Genomic DNA, 19,655 nt, shown 5'->3' with positions numbered 1-19,655 from the left:
GGGACAATGAATGAAGAATAGTGGAATATTCCATTTCCTTACACCTCTATCATTCTACCAATTGTGGGCTTTGTACCCCTACTTCCTAAATTTACCTCTACCTTATAGTATAAAATTAACAACCTAATTGATTAATAGGTAAAAAACACCTTTTCTACCTTATTCAGGGCAGTATTTTAGACTTAAAATGTCAGTGAAATCACAGTACCTTTCGTAGGAGTTCTACTGCAAATTAATGAAGGGAGAAAATGTATAAGAAGTACCTTCAAATTTATTAGAACGTGAAAATCCCAATTCCTGTATAATGAAGAAAATAGTCAGTCCCCTACATATTGGCTTTCAACTAAATATTAATTGTGCTTCACAGGAAGGTCTTGGGCTAAAAAGCATAAGTACATCTCAAATGTCACGTGAACTTAGAGATGTCCTCAAAAACTTTTGGTAATAAATCAAAGTGATCCGGAACATATTAGTTACCGGATCACTTTCAAACTTTTTTATTGATAATGTTAATGATTTAATCCCGAATAATTAGACCCTATTATGACCTATTTTCCATTTTAGGATTGCGGACGGGAATCCTCTACCTCTTTAGAGTAGAGATGAGAGTACGCTTTTGTCGAAATCCCCTTGTGGGATGGCAAGACAAAACATGATATACTACTTACAAGAACGAGTGTTCTTTGAAAACTGCATTATATGGGGTTGTGGTGAAGAAAGAACAGTCACCACGTAAAATAATGCCTGTCATGTGGGAAAGACCCACTCATTTGAAACCATTGCAAGGTTCGGAATGAACCTTCGTGGAGGGCAGGTCGATAGACCGCCCGATGAAGCGAGAAGCTCAGTCAATACATTGACGGGTAGTTCACTATCGCTTTCGTTCAGTTTAAGGGCACTGATTGCTTCAAAGGACTCCTTTTTTTCTGTTTGAAACGTAACTATGCAAAATCATTCCAAGAATGACAATCAATATACCGCACCAGGAGAAAGGAGAAGGAATCGGGATCGACAAAAGGATGATTTCTCCAATTATTGCAAATAACACTTCCATTGACTGTGTTGCTTCAACAGAAGCTAATTTTTGCATATTTCCTCTTACCATATCTGTTGCTTTGAAAAATAGGACAGTGGCTATAACGCCAGAAAAAAGTGCCACTAATAAGGATTGGAAACCCTGTCCCATACTTGGAAATCCTGTGGTATACAAACCATATATAGAAAGCAAAAACCAGAACGGAAGACTTGCCAATGTCATTCCTAATACTCGTTGATACGCATCTAAACGCCCTTCGCATACTTCCATCATTTTACGATTTCCTAATGGATAGGCAAATGATGCAATTAGAACAGGGATTACTCCTAGTAATAGACTTGCTAAAGAAAGGTGTTTAGCATGTTCAATTTGCATAAAAACAATTCCTAAAAGGATGAGAAGGGACATGTTAAGACCTTTAAAGGGAATTTTCCTCCTTATCTGTAAAGGCCCATCCTTTGTGTCAATCGTTTCAAAAAATAACGGTGTGAGTAAAGTACCGGAAATAATAGTAATTTGCCAAGTTCCAGCGATAAGCCAACCTGGTGAATAAGCAGCTGCAAAACATAAGGGAGCATAGAATAACCCAAATCCCACAGTTCCCCATAAAATCCATGTCCATGGTTGTTTTCTCATTTCATTTAGGAGGGTGCGTAAATTTTGACGAATAAGTACAATACACAAAAGAAATGGGACCATAAAGATAAATCGAAGTGAAGCACTCCAAACCCAACTACCACCAGATAACTCCATAGATGCATTGAGTATAAAAGTAAAAGCAAAAAAGAAGGCAGCGCAAATTCCTATTAAAATGGGTTTCAACTATTCTCACCTCGGTTCCGTTTGTCCTAGTTATTTTCCAAGTCTTAGCCAGTTTTCTTCTACAATACGGCTATATTTTCGCAATCCCGATCTTTACAAACTGAAATAATTTGATTATGTTCTTCCACTTGTGATAAACGTTTAATTGGATTTATAATGTTCTTTTTCATAAAACCAATATATCACATATCAATTTTATGGATAACTATGAAATTTCAGTTAATAGGGAACTTCATTATGGAAAGACAAAGATGAACTTCCCGCTAAATTTAAGTACAAAAAACGGGAAACCATGAAGGTGATGATTCAAGAGAAAACCAATCAGTAGAAATAAAAAAGTCGTTAGTTGACCATATGCTCAAATTAATAATTATAAAGTACAGACCATTTCTTGATAGTACGGTCTTCTTTGTTTATCATTAATGGGAGATCATTATTTTTAAGTAGCAATCGGGTCAGATTGTTGGAAAAGGAAGGTTTGGTTTTATTGTATGAAGAGGATCGATGCTTTAAAAGCTGGTATTGCTGTAATTATTTTGAATGAGGAAAACCAAGTTTTATTACAGAAAAGAGCAGATGTAGGGTTATGGGGGATTCCTTCAGGACATATAGAAATAGGGGAAACCGTTTCAGAAGCAGCTGTCAGGGAAGTGAAAGAGGAAACCAATTTAGACATAAAAATTAAAAAGCTGATTGGAGTCTACTCTGACCCCGATTCACAAGTATTCGCCTATCCAAATGGTTCAGTAGTTCATTTTATAACAACTTGTTTCCTTGCTGAAATTACAGGTGGAGAACTTAGATGCAATTCAGATGAATCACTTGAAATTAAGTTTTTTGGACTACAAAATCTACCTCAAGACTTATTAAAAATGCATCCACGATGGTTAAAGGATGCCCTTGCAAATAAAGAAATGGCATTCATTCGTTAAAGTGAAATTTTTATTGTTTGGTGATCTGGCTAAATTTTTCTACATTTATGGTATTCCTTAAGAGATACTGTTTGTGCACCGCTTTACATGGAGGGCCGGCAGGAAAAGCTTGCCTAGCGATGCCGGATGTTGTAACAGCATGCTTCGGCAAGAAAATCATGACCGCGTAGGCTAGATGTCAAGCACATGGCCTCCCTTGGCTCTCAACAATCAGCACCAGTGGTGGACGCAAATAAAGAAAAATTAGGATTTTTAAAGTTAAATGGCACTGCCAGATATCGAGCAGAAAATCCCATAACCTTAGAACTTTTGTAATTGAGCATAAATTAATTCTGCAAATTGTCCGTGTTTTTTTACTTCTTTCAAATAAAATCGCTTTAATGCTTCCTTCTGTGAAAACAATGGTATACCACTACCTAATAACACGGGAGCAATCTGTATGATCATATTATCTATCATATCGTTTTCTAATAAAGGAGCTACTATTGTGTTCCCCCCAACAATCCAAATGTTTTTATCCTTTTCTATTTGTTTAACAAATTCTACAATATCACAATGAATTGGAATAAATCCTTTAACTGATAAGCGTTCATCATGTGTAAACACATAATTCTTAGTAGTCGGATAAAAACTACCTATATTCTCTATTTTTTCAATTTCATTAAATGTCCTTTTACCCATGATCGTAATATCCATACTTTTATAGAAACTTTCATAATCAGTCTCTTCTATGTCGCCAGTTTGATAAAGCCAGTCCAAGTTATGGTTTTTATCAGCAAGATAGCCATCCATAGTTATACAGCCATAAAAAAATACACTCATTTTTATCCCCCTTTCTAATACGTACACATATTAATCATAATTAACACGGTTTAACACAAACAAACCTCCGTGATTCATATAAATCATAGAGGTTTGTTTTGATATATTGTACCATACGATATTGACTAGCGTTACATAGTCTTTTAAATATCCATTATGTGTATGTTTTATACCTTGAGCTTTAGCTGTTTAATCACTGACATGACAAAGATCATCACACCAACTCCAAAGCCTGACATTGATAAAGGAGCAAGTAAAAACCGCATTACTTCACCTTGCACAAAAAAGCTCGTAAGCATTGCTACCATACATATCATTGTAAATAAACCGACTGTTACAGTCCCGATAAAACATTTAAATGGTGATTCTCCTTATGGGCAATGGTGATTTTATTGTCTTTCAGAATAGGTAACTCTAGTAATTTCAGGATGTAGTCCTCTAACTGTCCCTTGACATTACTTAGATGTTCCTTGACCAATTGCCCTTTATCCAAATGGCTTACCTATGATTTACTCGCTAATGATAAAGAGTAGAATTCATCTATAGATGACAATGTCCCATCAAGAGTAACGATTGCTCTAAATGCACCTGCAACGGTCGGTTTTAATGATAATCCCATCTCGGTAATCATCGACATCAGTCGATTCATCATGATATTCGTAGGGTCATGTGAAAAAGAGGCTTCTGATAAAAGTCTATTTAGCCGTTGTTCTATCATGTCTTCATCAAGTAAATCTCCTTCTTCACAAACCCTTATCAAGCCATTCACCATCACTTTCGTATCATTATGGCTGTAACCAATCAAGAAACGTACCATACCGCTACGTTCTTCATCTGATAAATAACCTACTGAACAAAAAAGTCAATTAGCGCAACTTCTCCATCCGTTGTCAACAAAATGTTTCCCGGATGGGGGTCAGCATGGAAAATACCAATCATCATTATTTGATCTAAAAATGCATGTGTGATCATTTCTGAAACGTCAGTTGACACTTTTTTTGTAAAACGCTTCCCTTCAATATACTCCATAGTTAGTATTTGCTTGGTCGAATACTCAGAGTAGATTTTAGGAACTCTTATATGAATATTGTTCTTTAAATGCTCTTCTTAACATGTTTGTATTCAGCGCTTCAATATCAAAGTCAGTTTCTTCAATAAGATTCTTTTTAAACCCTATTGCGAGTTGTATTAGACCGAGTCTTTCGATTTTAGAAGATCGTTCCGATAGCCATGATACAAATTGAAATAATAAATCCAAATCCACTGTCATCTTTTTCTTAACATCAGGTCTTAAAATCTTAACTCTGAGCGGCTTGGTATAAGTAGTTCATTTTCTCGAAGTGGCACGGTATGTATGAAGGAACGCCTTCTATGTAAAATCTGAATAAGTCGCACATCTGGGAAAGTCATAGAAACTCTGGCTATTATAAGTCATAAAGAAACAAGCGACCTATTAGAGTTCAGTAGGTATACATGGCATCCCTATTTGCAGTTTATATTTATTTTCAAACGGGAATAATAGAATAAATCCAACTATCGAAAAAAGCAAATAGGAGAATCATATGCATAGTCATTTTAATATTTCTGCACATCAATTTTTTATCTTAATCATTTTATATTCAGTCGGTACGGTCATACTACATACCCCTTCACCTTTAGCAGATATAGCGAATCAAGATGCATGGCTTGCGGCAATACTTGGTACATGCATAGGACTAGTTCTTGTGTCGTTGTATATTAAAGTGGGAAGTATATTTCCTAATCTTACATTAGACCGTGTAAATGAGAAGCTATTAGGAAAGTGGGGGGGAAAAATCATCAATTTTACTTTCTTTTTCTGGGCATTACTTTCTGCTGGGGAGACTACTTTTTTTGTTGGTGATTTTTTCAATACTTTCTGGATGCCTGACACTCCACTTGTAGCACTAAATATTTTATATGGGGTGATTGTTATTTTGGCTGTAAGAGTTGGTGTCGAATCATTTGCTCGCTCTGTAGAAATACTATTCATTCCTTTTGTACTATTGCTTATTATTCTAATTATTTCTATTCTTCCTCAAACTAATATACAAAATATACAACCCGTTTTAGGGGAAGGAATGAAGCCAGTTTTACATGCAACATTTTTTTATGTGGGGATGTTTTCGATGTCTCCTGTCATGTTTTTAATGATTTTTCCTTCATTTATCAATCATCGTGAAGCCGCAATTAAGGCGTTTTACAAAGGGACATGGATTGGAGGAATAATCTTGATTATTATTATTATTTTAAATATCCTAGTTCTCGGGCCAGAATCAACAGCAAGACATTTTGCACCAAGCTACACATTGGCGAAAAAGATTAATGTCGCGAACTTCCTAACACGCATCGAAGCAATCATTGCTTTAGTATGGGTGATTACATCATATATCCGAACTGTCATGTATTTTTACGTAGCGGTTGCTGTTTTGGCAAATATATTTGAAATAAAAGATCATCGACCTTTAACTATGCCGCTAGGAATAATCTTTATTTTTCTTTCATTAATTGTTTATCCAGACGTTCAAGCAGTTGGTCAATATAATAAAGAGATTTGGTTTTTCTATGCATCCACCTATGGTTTAATCATGCCTATATTATTGCTCAGTATCGCAAAAATCCAAAAAACAGGTAAAATAAGTTGATTTACTTAATCTTTTGTCTACTCGATTTTTTTTTAAAAACACCGACTACTAGCATGATTAGCGGCAAAAAAAATCCTAAAGTCAATGAATAAGGAATTGTAAAATTAATGTAAAAATCTTGTTGTTTTCCGACGTTCACATACATAATAATTGAAAGGACAGTTATAATTAGCCCAAAAGGTAAAATTAATGGTCGATACTGCTTCATGTTTAAAATTTGTGCCGTCCCAAGAACGGAAGCATAGAAATAAAGAACCGTTTTAAAATAAATGGAAATAAACCACATGATGGCTATTGTCCCCTCTATTCGTTGAATAATATGACCTATGTTTATTTTTCTTGCTAGCATAAAGCTTGGATATGTTTGACGTTCGGTAGTATCGGCCCCCAAAACAAGAATACTCAAAACGGTGATAATAATGATGACGAGGCCTCCAAGGATATTCCCGATGTAAAAGGATTTGCTTGCTTCTTCCGGTTGATTAACCAAGGCAGGAAAAATCATTAATAATACAACAGAACTGAGAGAAGACGTTACGACCAAGCTTATAGATGCATGGAGGACCGTTTTCATATCTGTCTCAAATACAGGCTGAATGTTTTCCAACTTGATTTGCGGGGAAATAAATACGACTAAAATAATAAACAGGATAAAGAAAAAAAGGACAAAAATTTCCGCAGCACGTCCAATTGTTTCAATTCCAAGCCGCACCCCCATTACCACGATTATGACCATCAATATATTGACGGCAAGAATAGGTGTATTAGGCATCATATGTATAAGTAGGAAATTACCATTATAAATTAATACAATAGAAGTATAAAGGAATGGCATAGTAACAAATATAAGAGAAATGATTTTCCCTAACCATATGCCGAAAATTTCTATATTCATTTTAATAAAGGTCATATTGGGAAACATAAGACCGAGCTTATTATATATCCATATTACGAATAATCCGAGGACTGTACCTACTATAGCTACAATCCAAGCATCTTGCCTCGCATCCTCAGCTAAGCCGGAGGGAACAGTTAAGATGGAAGTGCCAATCGTAAAAAAAATTACAATAACTAGGAATTGATATGCATTTATTTTTTCGTTTTTCACACTCGAAACCTTCCTCGTCATTCTCTATTTAAAAATTAGTAGCTTATTTGCTGCTGAAACATGATTGTAGCGATTACTTGATTTTCTCAAGGAACGAATTTCCAACTGTCCCTACTCGCTTAATTTCTGCTTGAACCTTTATATTTACTGGCAAGTCCTCAAACTTTTGATCCCAATCATTCTTAAGTGTTTTCCATGCTTTAGGATCAGCTCGGTGAAGCACTTCACCAAAACCAAAAATATCTACTTTCTTATTTTCCTGTATTTGCTGCACTGCCTTGGTAAACATAGCATCCGATTGTTTTTCAATCATTTTCTCTAATTTGGCAATTGATTCTGACTTTGTCAACTCAACATTACATTCTATTTCACCAACATTGCCCTCAGCTCGAATTTTTATATCGATCTTAGGTTCTCCATTCTTTATCTTCCCCTTCACTTCCGCATGTGATTTTATTATTTGATAAACGAAGTTTCCTCCTTTAGGGCATTTTACATTCACAACTGTGCTTTTGACCTTGTTTGTAATTGCGTTATACGTTCTGCTTTGTTTTTCATCTAACCATCCAATTAGGTGTTCTCCATCAAACACTGCTAAATCTTGATAATACAATCGACCATGGGGATCAATCATTTCTACATTTTGTTTAGCTAAAGAGGTTTTATCTCCTTTTAGTTCAGCACGGACTCCTGTTAACACTGGTTGTTTTCCATCACTAATCATATCCTTAATTAGTTCATCCAATGTATAGCCGCTCGAAGCTGCCCATGCCTTTTCGGATACCTCAAGAGCATCAAACAGTTTATTCGCCGGTATTTTTTCTAATGAGGTAGGTATTTTCAAGATATCCTCAGCATTTCTTCCCTTAGCCACGACGATAAAGAAATCGGATCGCAGCTCCCAATCTCTTGAGAGGAGATCCAATGGTTTTCCAATCCCTTCTTTTGCTAGTGACTCCCCAATGACAAGCATTCTAAGATGTGAAGGATAAATACTCCTTGGTGAGCTATTTGTCATTTTTCGGATTGCCTCGAATATGGTCTTTCCTGTTTCCTGAAAAATGATGACAGGTGAACTTCCTGTAGCTCCGCTGCTTTTACCTGCTACTTCCCCAGGATTAACAACTTGGGCTGTTACAACATATTTACCATCTTTTGTAAGATCAATCCCCAAGGCCATCGTAATTGCAAGTTCATTTAGCTCGCGACGATTCCAGCAGCCAGTGGTGATTAGAAGTATAACAATGAGCAAGATTAGCATAGTACATTTCCGTTTCATACACCCGCTCCCTTTCGATTATTTCCCTTTAATTCTTCTATCCATTCCATGTTCACTTAAATACTTTCTCAACCATGTCAGAAAGAGGCTGAAAAATAGCCGTGATCCAATCTAGTGGATTTGGAATCTTTACATTCAAGGCTTTAGCAATACTTAATGACACTCCGATTAATAGAAGAATGGAAAAAATCCATAGTTCCTTTTTTAATTTTTTTTCAACAGAGGAGGAACATCTATTGCAATGATCACAGCGGTAATAACTAGAATTCCTGCTATCGCCATCTTCCTTATCTTCCCCTTCTCTCAATTTCTATATTATGTAGATTGCGATACGACAATAGACATCTATTTTTTCTAAGGTTTTGTAATAACTGTTACGTTTACTACACTTAGGAATAAAAAGGGGGTTCCTGCATAAATTGGGAAATACCCATATTTTCTTAAAAATAAAGGGGTTTTTTACGGTTATCGTATTCAAATATTTGGATTTTGTCTTATTTTGAGCAATAATACGGAATATCTGCGCTTCTTAAACTTCTTCTCTATAAATAGCCGTAATACTCCGCTTATAAATTCTCATACATACATGAAAATCAACAATAAAAAGATTATTTGTCATTCCGCCCTGGGTTTTGGGATGAATGTTGCTCACGTCGATTGTTTTTCTGGCTGATTAATCGCGGGCGAGAAAACATCTTCCCCCAAGGCACCCGAATAAACGTATCTTTATTGTCATCAAGGATAAAAGGACCTATTGGACTCATATAAGGAACTCCAAAAGAGCGCAAACTGCATAAGTGAAGAATAAGTGCAATGAACCCAACAAGGATGCCGAATAAGCCAAAAGAAGCAGCAAGCGCCATCATAGGAAATCGGATCATCCTCACTGACATAGATGCCGCAGAGGAAGGAAGAATAAAGCTTGAAATAGCCGTTATGGCGACAACGATGACCATTGCAGCCGACACAATACCAGCATCTACTGCTGCTGTACCGATGACCAATGTACCAACAATCGATATGGCTTGCCCAACAGCCTTTGGCATTCGTAAACTGGCTTCCCTTAAGATTTCAAACGCCATTTCCATCATGAGTGCTTCAATGAATGCCGGAAATGGCACTCCTTCCCGTTGAGCGGCTAAACTAATCAGTAGTGAAGTCGGGATCATTTCTTGGTGAAATGTCGTAATAGCAATATATAGAGACGGCCCAAGAAGAGCGATAAGAATACTGAAGAAACGAAGCAAACGAATGAGGGTACTTATATCTGAACGTTGATAATAATCTTCGGCTGCTTGTATGAAGGAGATGAACAGTGCTGGAACAACAAGAACAATTGGCGTCCCGTCTACCAGTATGGCGACCTTCCCTTCCAAAAGCTCAGCAGCAATCACATCAGGCCGCTCTGAATAATAAATAGTCGGAAAAGGACTGTACGTTTTATCCTGGATCAATTCTTCAATATAACCACTTTCTAAAATCCCATCAATATCAATTCTATCCAAACGTCGCCGCACTTCTTCAACCACTTTTCCATTTACAATTCCATCAATATACATGATCGCAACATCGGTTTTGGTTACTCTTCCAATTTGCTTCGGCTCGACCCAAAGCTTGGGAGATTTAATTCTTCTGCGGATTAAAGCCGTATTAGATCGTAAGTTTTCTGTAAATCCTTCTTTAGGTCCCCGAATGACGGTCTCGGTGGTGGATTCCATAACACCACGGGTTTCTCCCCCACGCATACTGATTGTCAAACCTTGGTCATATCCATCCAATAAGAGAATGACATCCCCTGATAATAGAGAAGTAAAAAGGGAGCTGAGTTCTGTTACATCCTTTATGTCTCCAACAGCAAGAATATAATCCTTTAATAATTGAATGACATTCTGATGTGACGATTGCAAATGATTCTGATAAGTATGGATATTTAACATGAGTGATTCCAAAATAAAGTTCTGCACCGATTGAGTATCTACCAAGCCATCTATATAGAATATGCCTGCTTTGAATTGTCCCTCATCCCCAATGCGTATTTCTCTTATCACCATGTCACTGCTATTTCCAAGCATTTGCTTTATATATTGAATATTGTCTTCAAGGCTTGCTTTTAAAAGGGCTTCACTATTTAATATACTTTGATTAATTTGCTCTACTTTGGAGCGTTGTTTGCTTGGTCTCTTTCTCATCTTCTTAAAAAAATCCATAAATATGTCCCCTATATACAAAATCAAGTATTTTTACTTTCTACTTCCGTCAAATATTTTTATAATCCTCGTATAATTAATCTGCACCAATTAAGGACAATTTAAACATAAATGGATTTGGTCTATTTGAATGTTGCTCACTTATTTGAATTCATATTTGCATACATGGGAAGTCCCAAATATTTAGATTTATGAAGATCGCATCGTTTATGTAGGAGATAGCTTACCTGAGAATTTATCAGAAACAGAGTTCATTGATTGTGAAGGGCAATATATTGTGCCAGGCTATATTGAGCCGCATGTACACCCATGCCAAGAATACAATCCGTTAACATTTGCAAAATATGCTGCATAGTTCGGTACAACAACGCTCATTAGCGATAATGTTATTGCGAAACCTTATGAAAGTACGCTGGATCTTAATTTTGCTGAATTATCAGCAGAGCATGATGAATGCTTTTTAATGTTGATCGCAAGGGACGGCTCTTGGCGTATTAATACGGTAGTAAAGGGATTCGTGCAAAATGTAAGTGGCTTTGCAAGTTCTTATTCCGGCCCAGGAGATATATTACTCATAGGGAAAAATAAAAAAGATATGCAGCTTGCTTTCGAACGAATGAAAGAGATTGGTGGTGGCATCATCTTAGTAGAAGATCAACAAATTCTACATGAAATACCGCTACCTTTAATCGGTAGAATGTCCAATTTAGAGATGAACGAATTAATTCATCTTGAGAAAAAGATGATTGCGCTATTAAAAGAACGAGGCTATAAGTATGATGACCCAGCATTCACATTATATTTTTTCTCTGCCACACATTTACCATTTATCGGATAGACTCCAAGTGGGTTATATGATGTGAAAAATCGGGAAGTGTTAGTTCCCCCGTTATTAAGATAAAAAAGAAGTTTTCTCTTATTCAACTAAAATTAGTGGTTTGATCCCAGGTGGCCCACAACGTTTTCCCGAAAGTATACCCCCGCTTCAGCGAAATCATCCAATTAATCGGCGCAAGCGGGATGGTTTCGCTGCCGACGAAAAAAGCTTTCCAGTCTGTTATCCGAACGGACCTTGACCAATATCTTCAGGGAGCAAACAAAACAGCAGAGGACCGGATTAAAATATTCCGCTTAGCCTGGGATCTTACAATGAGCTCATTCGGCACAAGACAAACTCAATATGAACGGTATTTTTTTGGCGATCCCGTCCGGCTCGCCAACGGCTTATACCAAACCTACCCGAAAAATAAATATGTTCAGGCAATCAGCCAGTTCTTAAATTTGAAGAAGGAAAAATAACAGATTTCTTCCCCGCCAGAAACGGACTGCTAACAACGCGGTAAAAGTATAACTGTGCTATTTTAAAATCTAAAACGCTGTGCATCTGAGCAGTAAAACATTCTGCAAACAAGGCTTTTCCACAAGGAAAAGCCCATCTGTTAAGTAGCAATAACATGGTTTACTTATCATACAGTCGTTTAAAAAACAATAAAGTTGTTTGAAAATCCTTATGCCAGTAACGTGAGGGAATCCAAATGAATAAAAAGTTGGGGCTATTAAGGGCAGTGTCAGGAAAATGGGGTTAACATTGTAAATTCGCATTTTCCTGACGCTGCCCCGCTTATAATTGAATAAACTTTTATTAAGAAGTCTGCCATTCAGCCAACCCCGCAACCTAAAACAAGGGAAGGAACTAAAATTCGACAGTTGGTATTTTTAGAGCATTGTCCTTCCAAAAACAAGATTTGACTGCTTGTAAAGCCGGAATAAATGATGGTAGAGCATGCGGAGTCGTCGCTGTGGAGGCATTAAAGTAAAGGGGACCTCCCTTTTTGTCAAGACTCTAAAGACAGGTTATTTAAAATTTTGCAAAAATACATATTGATTATTTATCCATTTAAAAATAAAATTTACATTGACTAGACTGTTCAGTTCAATTATTAGAGAAAAATATATAGATTATTGGAGTGTTGACAATGAGGGAGAGAATTATCCGGGCAGCCTTAAAGCTATTTTCTGAAAAAGGCTACCACTTGACTAATGTTCAAGAAATAGCAAATTGTACAGGAATCGCACGAGGAACTCTTTATACCTACTTTTCCTCAAAGAAGAGCATTCTTGTAGCTATCTATGAACATTATCTGGATTGCCTTTATAAAAGTTTGGATACGGAACCCCCTCATGAGGAAGCATCATTTGATCAGAGAATAGATTATTTGCACGGCGTTTTAAAGAGCTATTTGTCGGTGGCTTTAGAACATGAAGATTTCCTGATCATGCAAATGAAGGAACAGAATATAAATGACGAATCAGTAATCGGGTTTATTCAAGATAAGCGGAATAAAATCTATCAAAGATTTCAAGAGCTAATGAAATATGTTGGTGGAAAAGAATTGAATCACTGTGTATTAGATATGGCTATTATTCTAAATAGTTTGATTGAGGAATACTCTACAGTGGTCATCCTCGATGGCGCCGATATTTCTATTGATGATTTAGCTGGTTTTATATCCGACACGATTGTTTGTATATTTAATGGATTCAAAAACAAAGAGATCGAACCAATTTTAAGCGAAAACTATTTGCAGAGAGTAGAAGCAAATGATAAAAACATTTACATCAGTGAAATCTACGAAAAGCTCAGCTCTATTAATAAAATTATTCAAAGCATTTATCTGTCCCCTGACACCAAACGCGAAGTAGAACCATCGCTTGTTTTAATCAATAGTGAAATGAAGAAAAAAAAACCGGATCTCATCATTGTAAAAGGAATGTTACGAAATATCGCCCAGGTAAATGAAGTGAAATTCATGGCGGAGAATTTAATTGAAATTTTCGACAAACTTGAAACTAATAAGAGGTGAATTTAAATGTTGGGTGAACTAATCGAGGTTGTGAAGTTTTTAATAGAGATTTTTAAAGGAAATATACCTGGAACCCAAATATATGCTATGTCAGGAATTATAATCATTGTGGTTGCTGCGGAAATTCTATACGAAACTAGAAAAAAACAGCATAAAATATTTACTCTGATTGTAGAACGTTTCTTTTTAAATACAATAGGGCTAATTTTTTATTTGAGCTTTTATATGTTTGGCTTAAAGTTGATCATGAAGGTATTCCCCTCCCTGATTCCTGATTACTCCACAGAATTAGGGAGTTGGCTCGCTATTATATCTTATGCAAGTATGATCATATTAGCTCCCCTTGCTATATATGCAACCAAGCATAAAAATCTGCTTGTTAAGGCTATGGGGGCAGCCATTCACACAATTCTAATAGGTCTCTTAATTAATTTGATGAATGTCTATTGGGAACCGAATATCGAATTTCCAGTTCTTCTGTTAATTCTTAACATGCTCGTTAACACTGTATTAAGCTTTGTGATTGTCATATATGGGACGGCAAGCGACAATAAGGAGAAAAATGAACCACAATTCAAAACGACTTTCCCTTAAGGGAGTCGTTTTCTTTTATATGTCACCGAATAGGAAAGTCGAGAAAAAAGTAATAATGAAGGAAACGGCAAAATAAAGTTGCTTTTAAGTCATAATCCTTATGCAGCAGGTGCCGGTATACATTTGGGAGATTTACGCCTTACTTAGAGAGTAAAGAAAAAGCTACTTGGATAGAAATTGCTAAAAAAGAACAGGATCATTTTGCTGATAGCATTTTGGCGGAAGTAATTCCTGCACCAATTAGCGAGAGAAACCTTAATATATGCCAAACCGATGAAAGAAGAGAGTATGCAATTAACATTACTAACAAAATACATACCCAAAACAATATCGATTTAGAAGATATTGCGGTAGGAGCTACTCATGACGGGCTTTATTTAAAATCAATTTCTATGGGGAAGGAACTCATACCTTTAGTAAGTCATATGCTAAACCCCTCCTTGTGTCCAAACATTTATCGATTTCTTTTCGAAATGGGGGAACAAAGAACAGGAAGTAGTTTCCCATATTTTTTTAATAATATCGCCAATTTAGGTCTCCCATTTATCCCGAGGATTGTATACAAAAACTTTATTTTATCACCTACGAAGTGGAATATAAGATCAAATACCTTTCATGGTTGCGACTCAGAAAATTAATTAAAAAGATGCGCTTTGAGAGTCTGCCGGTATCTACTGACATGATTGCATTTATGAATATTCACCACTATATGAAATGTTTTGGCTTTGAACCTTTAGACCAACTGGAATGGTTAAACCAGCGAGTTAATTTCAAAGAGTGGTTGGCTGAATATCGAACAAATAAAGAGGTATATGGTGATTTCTTTGATAGGTTTGTGGCTCGAAATTCAGAGCCATTCTCTTTGGATAATAGCCTGGAAGAATTACTGTCGTTACGTGAGGTGCCGCTACAATTTTATTCAAATTCCATTACAAATTCCTATGCCCCTAACTTCTACTATTTAAAATAAAAGTCCTGCACACTTCCTGCATTTCCCCTATGTTCCTCCCCTTGTTTATTCCATATCTTTATTTTTATGCCAATAGATTTCTGCTATTTCCTCGCTTTTCTTCCCACTTTATTCAGATATTAGAGAAAAGAAAAAGGATAGGATTTTGTTCCCACCCTCTTTGTTCTTTCTTTTGTTCCTGCCTTTGCCGTCTACACAAGAACTAAAATAAATACACAGGAGTTGAGGTGATTCATTTTCCCTCTAACTTTTTGAGAGTTGCATTCTTTCCCTTTCCCTGTTCCATCAACATTCTTTTCCAAAGTTATCAAGCAATGCACGCACTTCATCTGTTGATTTCGTGTTCATCAATTGATTTCTTAATTCACCAGCTCCCCGGAATCCTTTAACATAAATTTTGAAAAAGCGGTGAAGCCCTGTGATTGAACGCGGCAGTACTTCCGCATATTGATCTTGAAGATCAAGCTGCAGTCTTAAAAGATCGAGATATTCTTTACTGCTATGCTCTTTTGGTTCTTTTTCAAAAGCAAAAGGATTTTTAAAAATACCCCGCCCGATCATCACGCCGTCAATACCATATTGTTCAGCGAGCTGCAGCCCGGTTTGACGGTCAGGAATGTCTCCATTAATTGTTAACAGCGTATTTGGTGCGATACGGTCACGTAATGCTTTGATTTCTGGAATTAGCTCCCAATGCGCATCGACCTGGCTCATTTCCTTTCTTGTACGTAAATGAATAGAAAGGTTCGCAATATCCTGTTTTAAAACATGCGTTAGCCACTCCTCCCACTCATTTACCTCATTATAGCCAAGCCGTGTTTTCACGCTGACAGGAAGTCCGCCCGCTTTTGCTGCTTGAACAAGTTCTGCCGCAACGTCTGGACGTAGAATAAGGCCGCTTCCTTTCCCTCTCGATGCCACATTCGGTACAGGGCAGCCCATATTAATATCGATTCCTTTAAACCCCAGCTCCGCCATGCCAACACTCATTTGACGGAAATATTCGGGATGATCCCCCCAAATATGTGCCACCATTGGCTGTTCATCTTCTGTAAAAATCAAACGGCCACGCACACTTTTCATGCCCTCTGGATGACAATAACTATCCGAATTTGTAAACTCTGTGAAAAACACATCCGGCCGACCGGCTTCACTTACTACGTGACGAAAAACAACATCTGTCACATCCTCCATTGGGGCAAGTACAAAAAATGGCCGTGGTAAATCAAGCCAAAAATTATCTATCATTTCATGTTCAAATCCTCTCACTCTGGATACAACTTCAAACTTTCAATTAAAAAATATAAACCCCTTGAATGACACTGACATTAGGACAAAAAGGATCATTTAAATGATTTTAATCGCTCATCTTCTTTTGAAACTTTTAAAGCATCTAAATCATACAATAATATTTCTTCTACTTCTTTTATTTCATAGGCAAAAATATGTCAGCTAAACTTTGTTTTTCTTTCATTTTACCTCCCCATCATTTAAATCAACTACACAATTTGTCAAGTTTAAATAATTTACGATTCATCCTTCAAGTCTTCAATCCTATAAACATAATACCCTTCATAATGATAACTTGCGTCGATTCCTTTCATATAAACATCTCGATCATTGACGTTATCCGTCAAAGCTGTTTTCAAAAGAACTTTGATTTCAACATCTTTTATTGGACTTCTCTCCATCGCTAAAAGATAATCTTCCTTGTCAACCTTACTCCAATCAACAACTTGTTTTAATTCTTTTTTCAATATATTGTCTAGCCATATTCTCATACTTCTACCGTTTCCTTCTCTAAAAGGATGAGCAATATTCATCTCAATATATTTTTCAATAATTTCATCAAAAGTCGCTTGCGGCATCTTCTCAATGTTTTGAAGGGCATCTTCTAGATATATCACAGGCGCGAAACGAAAATTGCCTTTTGCAATATTTACATCACGTATTTTCCCAGCGAATTCAAAAATCTCTCCGAATAGATAATGATGAATTTTCGATAAGGCTTTATAAGTTCCAACTTCCAAAGTATCTAAAAAGTGAGTTTCAAACATTTCCAAAGCATTTTTCTTACTAATCTTTTCCTCCACACGTGCTAGTTCCGTAGCATTCGTAATAGCTAATTTATTTTCAAGCACCATTACTCCACCCTCCTTTTAACATAATTTTTCATTTTATAAGATATCGTTCATGAATATACAACAAAACTATCATAGTATCTTTATTATAACGTAATGATGCAGATTAACGTATTAATTTAAAAGGTCAGCCGTTAAATGGAAGTCAATATCTATTCTATCCACTCTCCTGCTAGTTACTAGGTGATTACTTCTGTCTACTCAATCTAGTTATTTTCCAGGCGCCCTTGATCTGTTTCCACAAACAAAAAACATCTATTTCGTCGTATTGACAAAATAGATGTTTCTTCTTAAAAACGTTGTTATATCAACATTTATACCCGTGATAACAAGGCAACACACTCCACATGGCTCGAGAGGATAGAATGAATGTCATTTTTAGTATGTCCGTTCTCGAAAACATATCTACTGCGTTTTTGTGGCTATCATTAGACGGGAACATTTCCACGACATTCATATAAAATTATAATGAACGATATAAACCTATAACATTCCCCAAAATAAATTGATTTGAGCAGTAAGGAGGTAAAGAAACAATCCTATAGAAATCATCCTAATTGTTTGTTTTGGCGACTGATATAAAACGAAAATCATAGCGATCCAGATTAACAATTCTAATATGTTTCTAATATCAAAATACCAAAACCCAAAAATAAAAGCCTGTCTTGAAATAAACATAAATATTATAGATGAAATAGAAATAGCAAGGATGCCTTTCCCTTTTGCATACCAACATATAAAAGCCAAAAGGGGTGAAATGATCGTCAGTATTATCCAAATCATCATATAGGATTTAGGAAAAAACCTGCTATCATAATCGTATAAAGATAATAACTACCTACCATACCTACAAAAAACAAAAAAACATTTATGGCAGACCTAACAGGTGATTTGTTATATACAGATATTAGCACCCCAAAGAAAAGCCAAACCCCCATACGAGAAAGAAAATTTCTTAGATCCAGCACTTCAAGAAAATACGGTAATAAATTACTGGCAGTACTATCAAGCTTTTTGGAAATCACACCCAAAATAACCCCTATGACAAATAGTAAAGTGGAATATAAGATTTTTCTTGATAGCGATATATTTTTTGGTCTTCGAATTTCATTTAAAAACTCCCCCATTTATTTCCTCCCAAATATTAATACGTATTGTCAAAACTTTTATAATAAATAGTTAACCTATTTATTAACTTTTATAAAATACCTAGAACAAATGATTCGAACATTGCTTACCTTACTTATTGGTAGTAAAAGCGTAACCTCTCTTGCAAACATTCTAAAACTTCTTCTGGCACTTCCTTAAACTTGATATCGTCACCCAAGAAAAGTAGCCAATTTGTTATATCTGTCAATTCATCGGGCATATTAACATTGATAAAAGCCTTTAGAATCGCAGTGGCTTGGTAAGGATTTGTATAGGAAATTGAAAATCCAAAAGGATGGTATTTTTTAAACTGGGCAATTGCCTTTGGACCAAGTTCGATGACAAGGTTGATTACTTTTTCCTGCTTACTTAGTTTTTCTAAAACCTTTTTTTTATTTACTCTTTTTTTCGTGGGGTATGGTTTTACATTGGTGAGGTGGTCGACGGAGAAAATCCTCCTCTTATCTTCCTTTAAGTCAAATCCCTCAATTTGCCATAGGCTTTTTTCACGATAAAGGTGCAAGAGATAAATTGGATAAGACTTTATAATCTCCCCTTCTTTGATGGTAATCAATAAATGACTATCCAATAGAATGAGTTGGATGAGCTTTTCTAACATAGGATGTGGGAGGTCTGACAGATCAAGTAAATCTGGATTATTGGGATTAGTACCTTCGAAAAGCAAGATTTGATTTAATAAAACTAGAGTCTCTTGCTGGTTTTCTGGGATGAGGCCTAGTAATTTTTCAGCTAAAGACTGTCGACTTTTTAAATAGGGAAGTTGTTGATTTCTTGAGGCCATAAAGGCAATAAAAAGTGCTTTAACTTCATTATCGGTAAAGTTAATAGAAGGCAGGACAGAGTTGCTCATGACAGAATACCCCCCATCTCTTCCAACTTCAGCTTCAAGAGGCATCCCCATGGCTTCAATTTCTCTAATATCCCTAATAGCAGTCGAACGAGAGACGTTAAATTCCCGCATAATTTCAGAAATTGTAAAATAGGAGCGATTATTGATATACCGCATGATGGTGTTAATCCGTTCAACTTTTTTCATGAAACCTCTCC

At 36.1% G+C, this 19,655-nt stretch carries 15 protein-coding genes and 4 pseudogenes; 7 read left to right on the top strand and 12 right to left on the bottom strand.

Annotated elements, in window-relative coordinates; translation table 11 throughout:
* Window positions 1-907: 907 nt before the first annotated feature.
* Entirely contained in the window at window positions 908-1,858 is a 951-nt protein-coding gene (locus tag J2S13_RS11085) for a DMT family transporter (protein WP_307257824.1), read from the bottom strand.
* Window positions 1,859-2,349: 491 nt separating this feature from the next.
* Here J2S13_RS11085 and J2S13_RS11080 point away from each other — a divergent pair, with 491 nt between their 5' ends.
* The gene (locus tag J2S13_RS11080; RefSeq protein WP_307257823.1) at window positions 2,350-2,790 is read left to right on the top strand and encodes an NUDIX domain-containing protein; all 441 of its coding nucleotides are present in this window, start codon (window positions 2,350-2,352) and stop codon (window positions 2,788-2,790) included.
* Between the two features lie 300 nt (window positions 2,791-3,090).
* On the opposite strand, the gene J2S13_RS11075 is transcribed toward J2S13_RS11080, so the two are convergent.
* The 4 genes and pseudogenes from J2S13_RS11075 to J2S13_RS16905 all read right to left on the bottom strand — a co-directional run bounded on the left by J2S13_RS11075 (window position 3,091) and on the right by J2S13_RS16905 (window position 4,909).
* Window positions 3,091-3,612, bottom strand: a complete 522-nt coding sequence (locus tag J2S13_RS11075) for a dihydrofolate reductase family protein (protein ID WP_307257822.1) — start codon at window positions 3,610-3,612, stop codon at window positions 3,091-3,093.
* Window positions 3,613-4,114: 502 nt separating this feature from the next.
* Window positions 4,115-4,429 carry a hypothetical protein gene (locus J2S13_RS11070; protein WP_307257821.1) on the bottom strand — a complete coding sequence of 105 codons (315 nt, stop codon included), beginning with the start codon at window positions 4,427-4,429 and terminating at the stop codon, window positions 4,115-4,117.
* Window positions 4,430-4,458: 29 nt separating this feature from the next.
* Window positions 4,459-4,704 (bottom strand): annotated as a pseudogene (locus J2S13_RS16910) (AarF/UbiB family protein); the annotation flags it as partial.
* Window positions 4,679-4,909: an AarF/UbiB family protein gene (locus J2S13_RS16905; protein WP_370874026.1), complete on the bottom strand. Its 231-nt coding sequence runs from the start codon at window positions 4,907-4,909 to the stop codon at window positions 4,679-4,681. The gene J2S13_RS16905 and the pseudogene J2S13_RS16910, both read right to left, overlap by 26 nt.
* 265 nt (window positions 4,910-5,174) lie before the next feature.
* On the opposite strand from J2S13_RS16905, the gene J2S13_RS11065 reads away from it, so the two are divergent.
* Complete coding sequence (locus J2S13_RS11065) at window positions 5,175-6,275, top strand: GerAB/ArcD/ProY family transporter (protein WP_307257820.1); 1,101 nt, start codon at window positions 5,175-5,177, stop codon at window positions 6,273-6,275.
* A gap of 1 nt (window position 6,276) precedes the next feature.
* On the opposite strand, the gene J2S13_RS11060 is transcribed toward J2S13_RS11065, so the two are convergent.
* From J2S13_RS11060 to J2S13_RS11050, 3 genes are all read right to left on the bottom strand, one after another.
* Window positions 6,277-7,383 carry a GerAB/ArcD/ProY family transporter gene (locus tag J2S13_RS11060; RefSeq protein ID WP_307257819.1) on the bottom strand — a complete coding sequence of 369 codons (1,107 nt, stop codon included), beginning with the start codon at window positions 7,381-7,383 and terminating at the stop codon, window positions 6,277-6,279.
* Window positions 7,384-7,456: 73 nt separating this feature from the next.
* Window positions 7,457-8,662, bottom strand: a complete 1,206-nt coding sequence (locus tag J2S13_RS11055) for a Ger(x)C family spore germination protein (RefSeq protein ID WP_307257818.1) — start codon at window positions 8,660-8,662, stop codon at window positions 7,457-7,459.
* 608 nt (window positions 8,663-9,270) lie between these two features.
* Entirely contained in the window at window positions 9,271-10,869 is a 1,599-nt protein-coding gene (locus tag J2S13_RS11050; RefSeq protein WP_307257817.1) for a spore germination protein, read from the bottom strand.
* 355 nt (window positions 10,870-11,224) lie between these two features.
* Between J2S13_RS11050 and J2S13_RS11045 the strand changes: the two are divergent.
* The 5 genes and pseudogenes from J2S13_RS11045 to J2S13_RS11025 form a co-directional block, all read left to right on the top strand.
* Window positions 11,225-11,704 (top strand): annotated as a pseudogene (locus J2S13_RS11045) (adenine deaminase C-terminal domain-containing protein); the annotation flags it as partial.
* A 110-nt stretch (window positions 11,705-11,814) separates the two neighbouring features.
* Window positions 11,815-12,168, top strand: a pseudogene (locus tag J2S13_RS11040) (4-hydroxyphenylacetate 3-hydroxylase C-terminal domain-containing protein); the annotation flags it as partial.
* 677 nt (window positions 12,169-12,845) lie between these two features.
* Window positions 12,846-13,733, top strand: coding sequence for a TetR/AcrR family transcriptional regulator (locus J2S13_RS11035; protein ID WP_307257816.1), 888 nt, complete (start codon window positions 12,846-12,848; stop codon window positions 13,731-13,733).
* 6 nt (window positions 13,734-13,739) lie between these two features.
* A complete protein-coding gene (locus J2S13_RS11030) occupies window positions 13,740-14,327 on the top strand; it encodes a hypothetical protein (RefSeq protein WP_307257815.1) in 588 nt (195 codons plus the stop codon).
* Between the two features lie 131 nt (window positions 14,328-14,458).
* Window positions 14,459-14,965 (top strand): annotated as a pseudogene (locus J2S13_RS11025) (lantibiotic dehydratase); the annotation flags it as partial.
* A gap of 617 nt (window positions 14,966-15,582) precedes the next feature.
* Here the strand turns inward: J2S13_RS11025 and J2S13_RS11020 are convergent.
* The 4 genes from J2S13_RS11020 to J2S13_RS11005 form a co-directional block, all read right to left on the bottom strand.
* Window positions 15,583-16,545: a tRNA dihydrouridine synthase gene (locus tag J2S13_RS11020; protein WP_307257814.1), complete on the bottom strand. Its 963-nt coding sequence runs from the start codon at window positions 16,543-16,545 to the stop codon at window positions 15,583-15,585.
* A gap of 278 nt (window positions 16,546-16,823) precedes the next feature.
* Entirely contained in the window at window positions 16,824-17,438 is a 615-nt protein-coding gene (gene fic / locus J2S13_RS11015; protein WP_442417884.1) for a protein adenylyltransferase Fic, read from the bottom strand.
* Between the two features lie 782 nt (window positions 17,439-18,220).
* A complete protein-coding gene (locus tag J2S13_RS11010) occupies window positions 18,221-18,565 on the bottom strand; it encodes a hypothetical protein (protein ID WP_307257812.1) in 345 nt (114 codons plus the stop codon).
* A gap of 116 nt (window positions 18,566-18,681) precedes the next feature.
* Complete coding sequence (locus tag J2S13_RS11005; protein ID WP_307257811.1) at window positions 18,682-19,644, bottom strand: helix-turn-helix transcriptional regulator; 963 nt, start codon at window positions 19,642-19,644, stop codon at window positions 18,682-18,684.
* Between the last annotated feature and the right edge of the window lie 11 nt (window positions 19,645-19,655).

The sequence above is a fragment of the Oikeobacillus pervagus genome, from assembly GCF_030813365.1.
In the GTDB taxonomy this organism is placed as follows: Bacteria; Bacillota; Bacilli; order Bacillales; family DSM-23947; genus Oikeobacillus; species Oikeobacillus pervagus.
This window is presented reverse-complemented; position numbering and strand designations above follow the sequence as displayed.

Coding starts and splice junctions, on each gene's coding strand:
- J2S13_RS11050 (WP_307257817.1), bottom strand. CDS start 10,869: ATGGATTTTTTTAAGAAGATGAGAAAGAGACCAAGCAAACAACGCTCC.
- J2S13_RS11030 (WP_307257815.1), top strand. CDS start 13,740: ATGTTGGGTGAACTAATCGAGGTTGTGAAGTTTTTAATAGAGATTTTT.
- J2S13_RS11005 (WP_307257811.1), bottom strand. CDS start 19,644: ATGAAAAAAGTTGAACGGATTAACACCATCATGCGGTATATCAATAAT.
- J2S13_RS11035 (WP_307257816.1), top strand. CDS start 12,846: ATGAGGGAGAGAATTATCCGGGCAGCCTTAAAGCTATTTTCTGAAAAA.
- J2S13_RS11065 (WP_307257820.1), top strand. CDS start 5,175: ATGCATAGTCATTTTAATATTTCTGCACATCAATTTTTTATCTTAATC.
- J2S13_RS11020 (WP_307257814.1), bottom strand. CDS start 16,545: ATGATAGATAATTTTTGGCTTGATTTACCACGGCCATTTTTTGTACTT.
- J2S13_RS11080 (WP_307257823.1), top strand. CDS start 2,350: ATGAAGAGGATCGATGCTTTAAAAGCTGGTATTGCTGTAATTATTTTG.
- J2S13_RS11075 (WP_307257822.1), bottom strand. CDS start 3,612: ATGAGTGTATTTTTTTATGGCTGTATAACTATGGATGGCTATCTTGCT.
- J2S13_RS11055 (WP_307257818.1), bottom strand. CDS start 8,662: ATGAAACGGAAATGTACTATGCTAATCTTGCTCATTGTTATACTTCTA.
- J2S13_RS11010 (WP_307257812.1), bottom strand. CDS start 18,565: ATGGGGGAGTTTTTAAATGAAATTCGAAGACCAAAAAATATATCGCTA.
- J2S13_RS11070 (WP_307257821.1), bottom strand. CDS start 4,429: ATGGTACGTTTCTTGATTGGTTACAGCCATAATGATACGAAAGTGATG.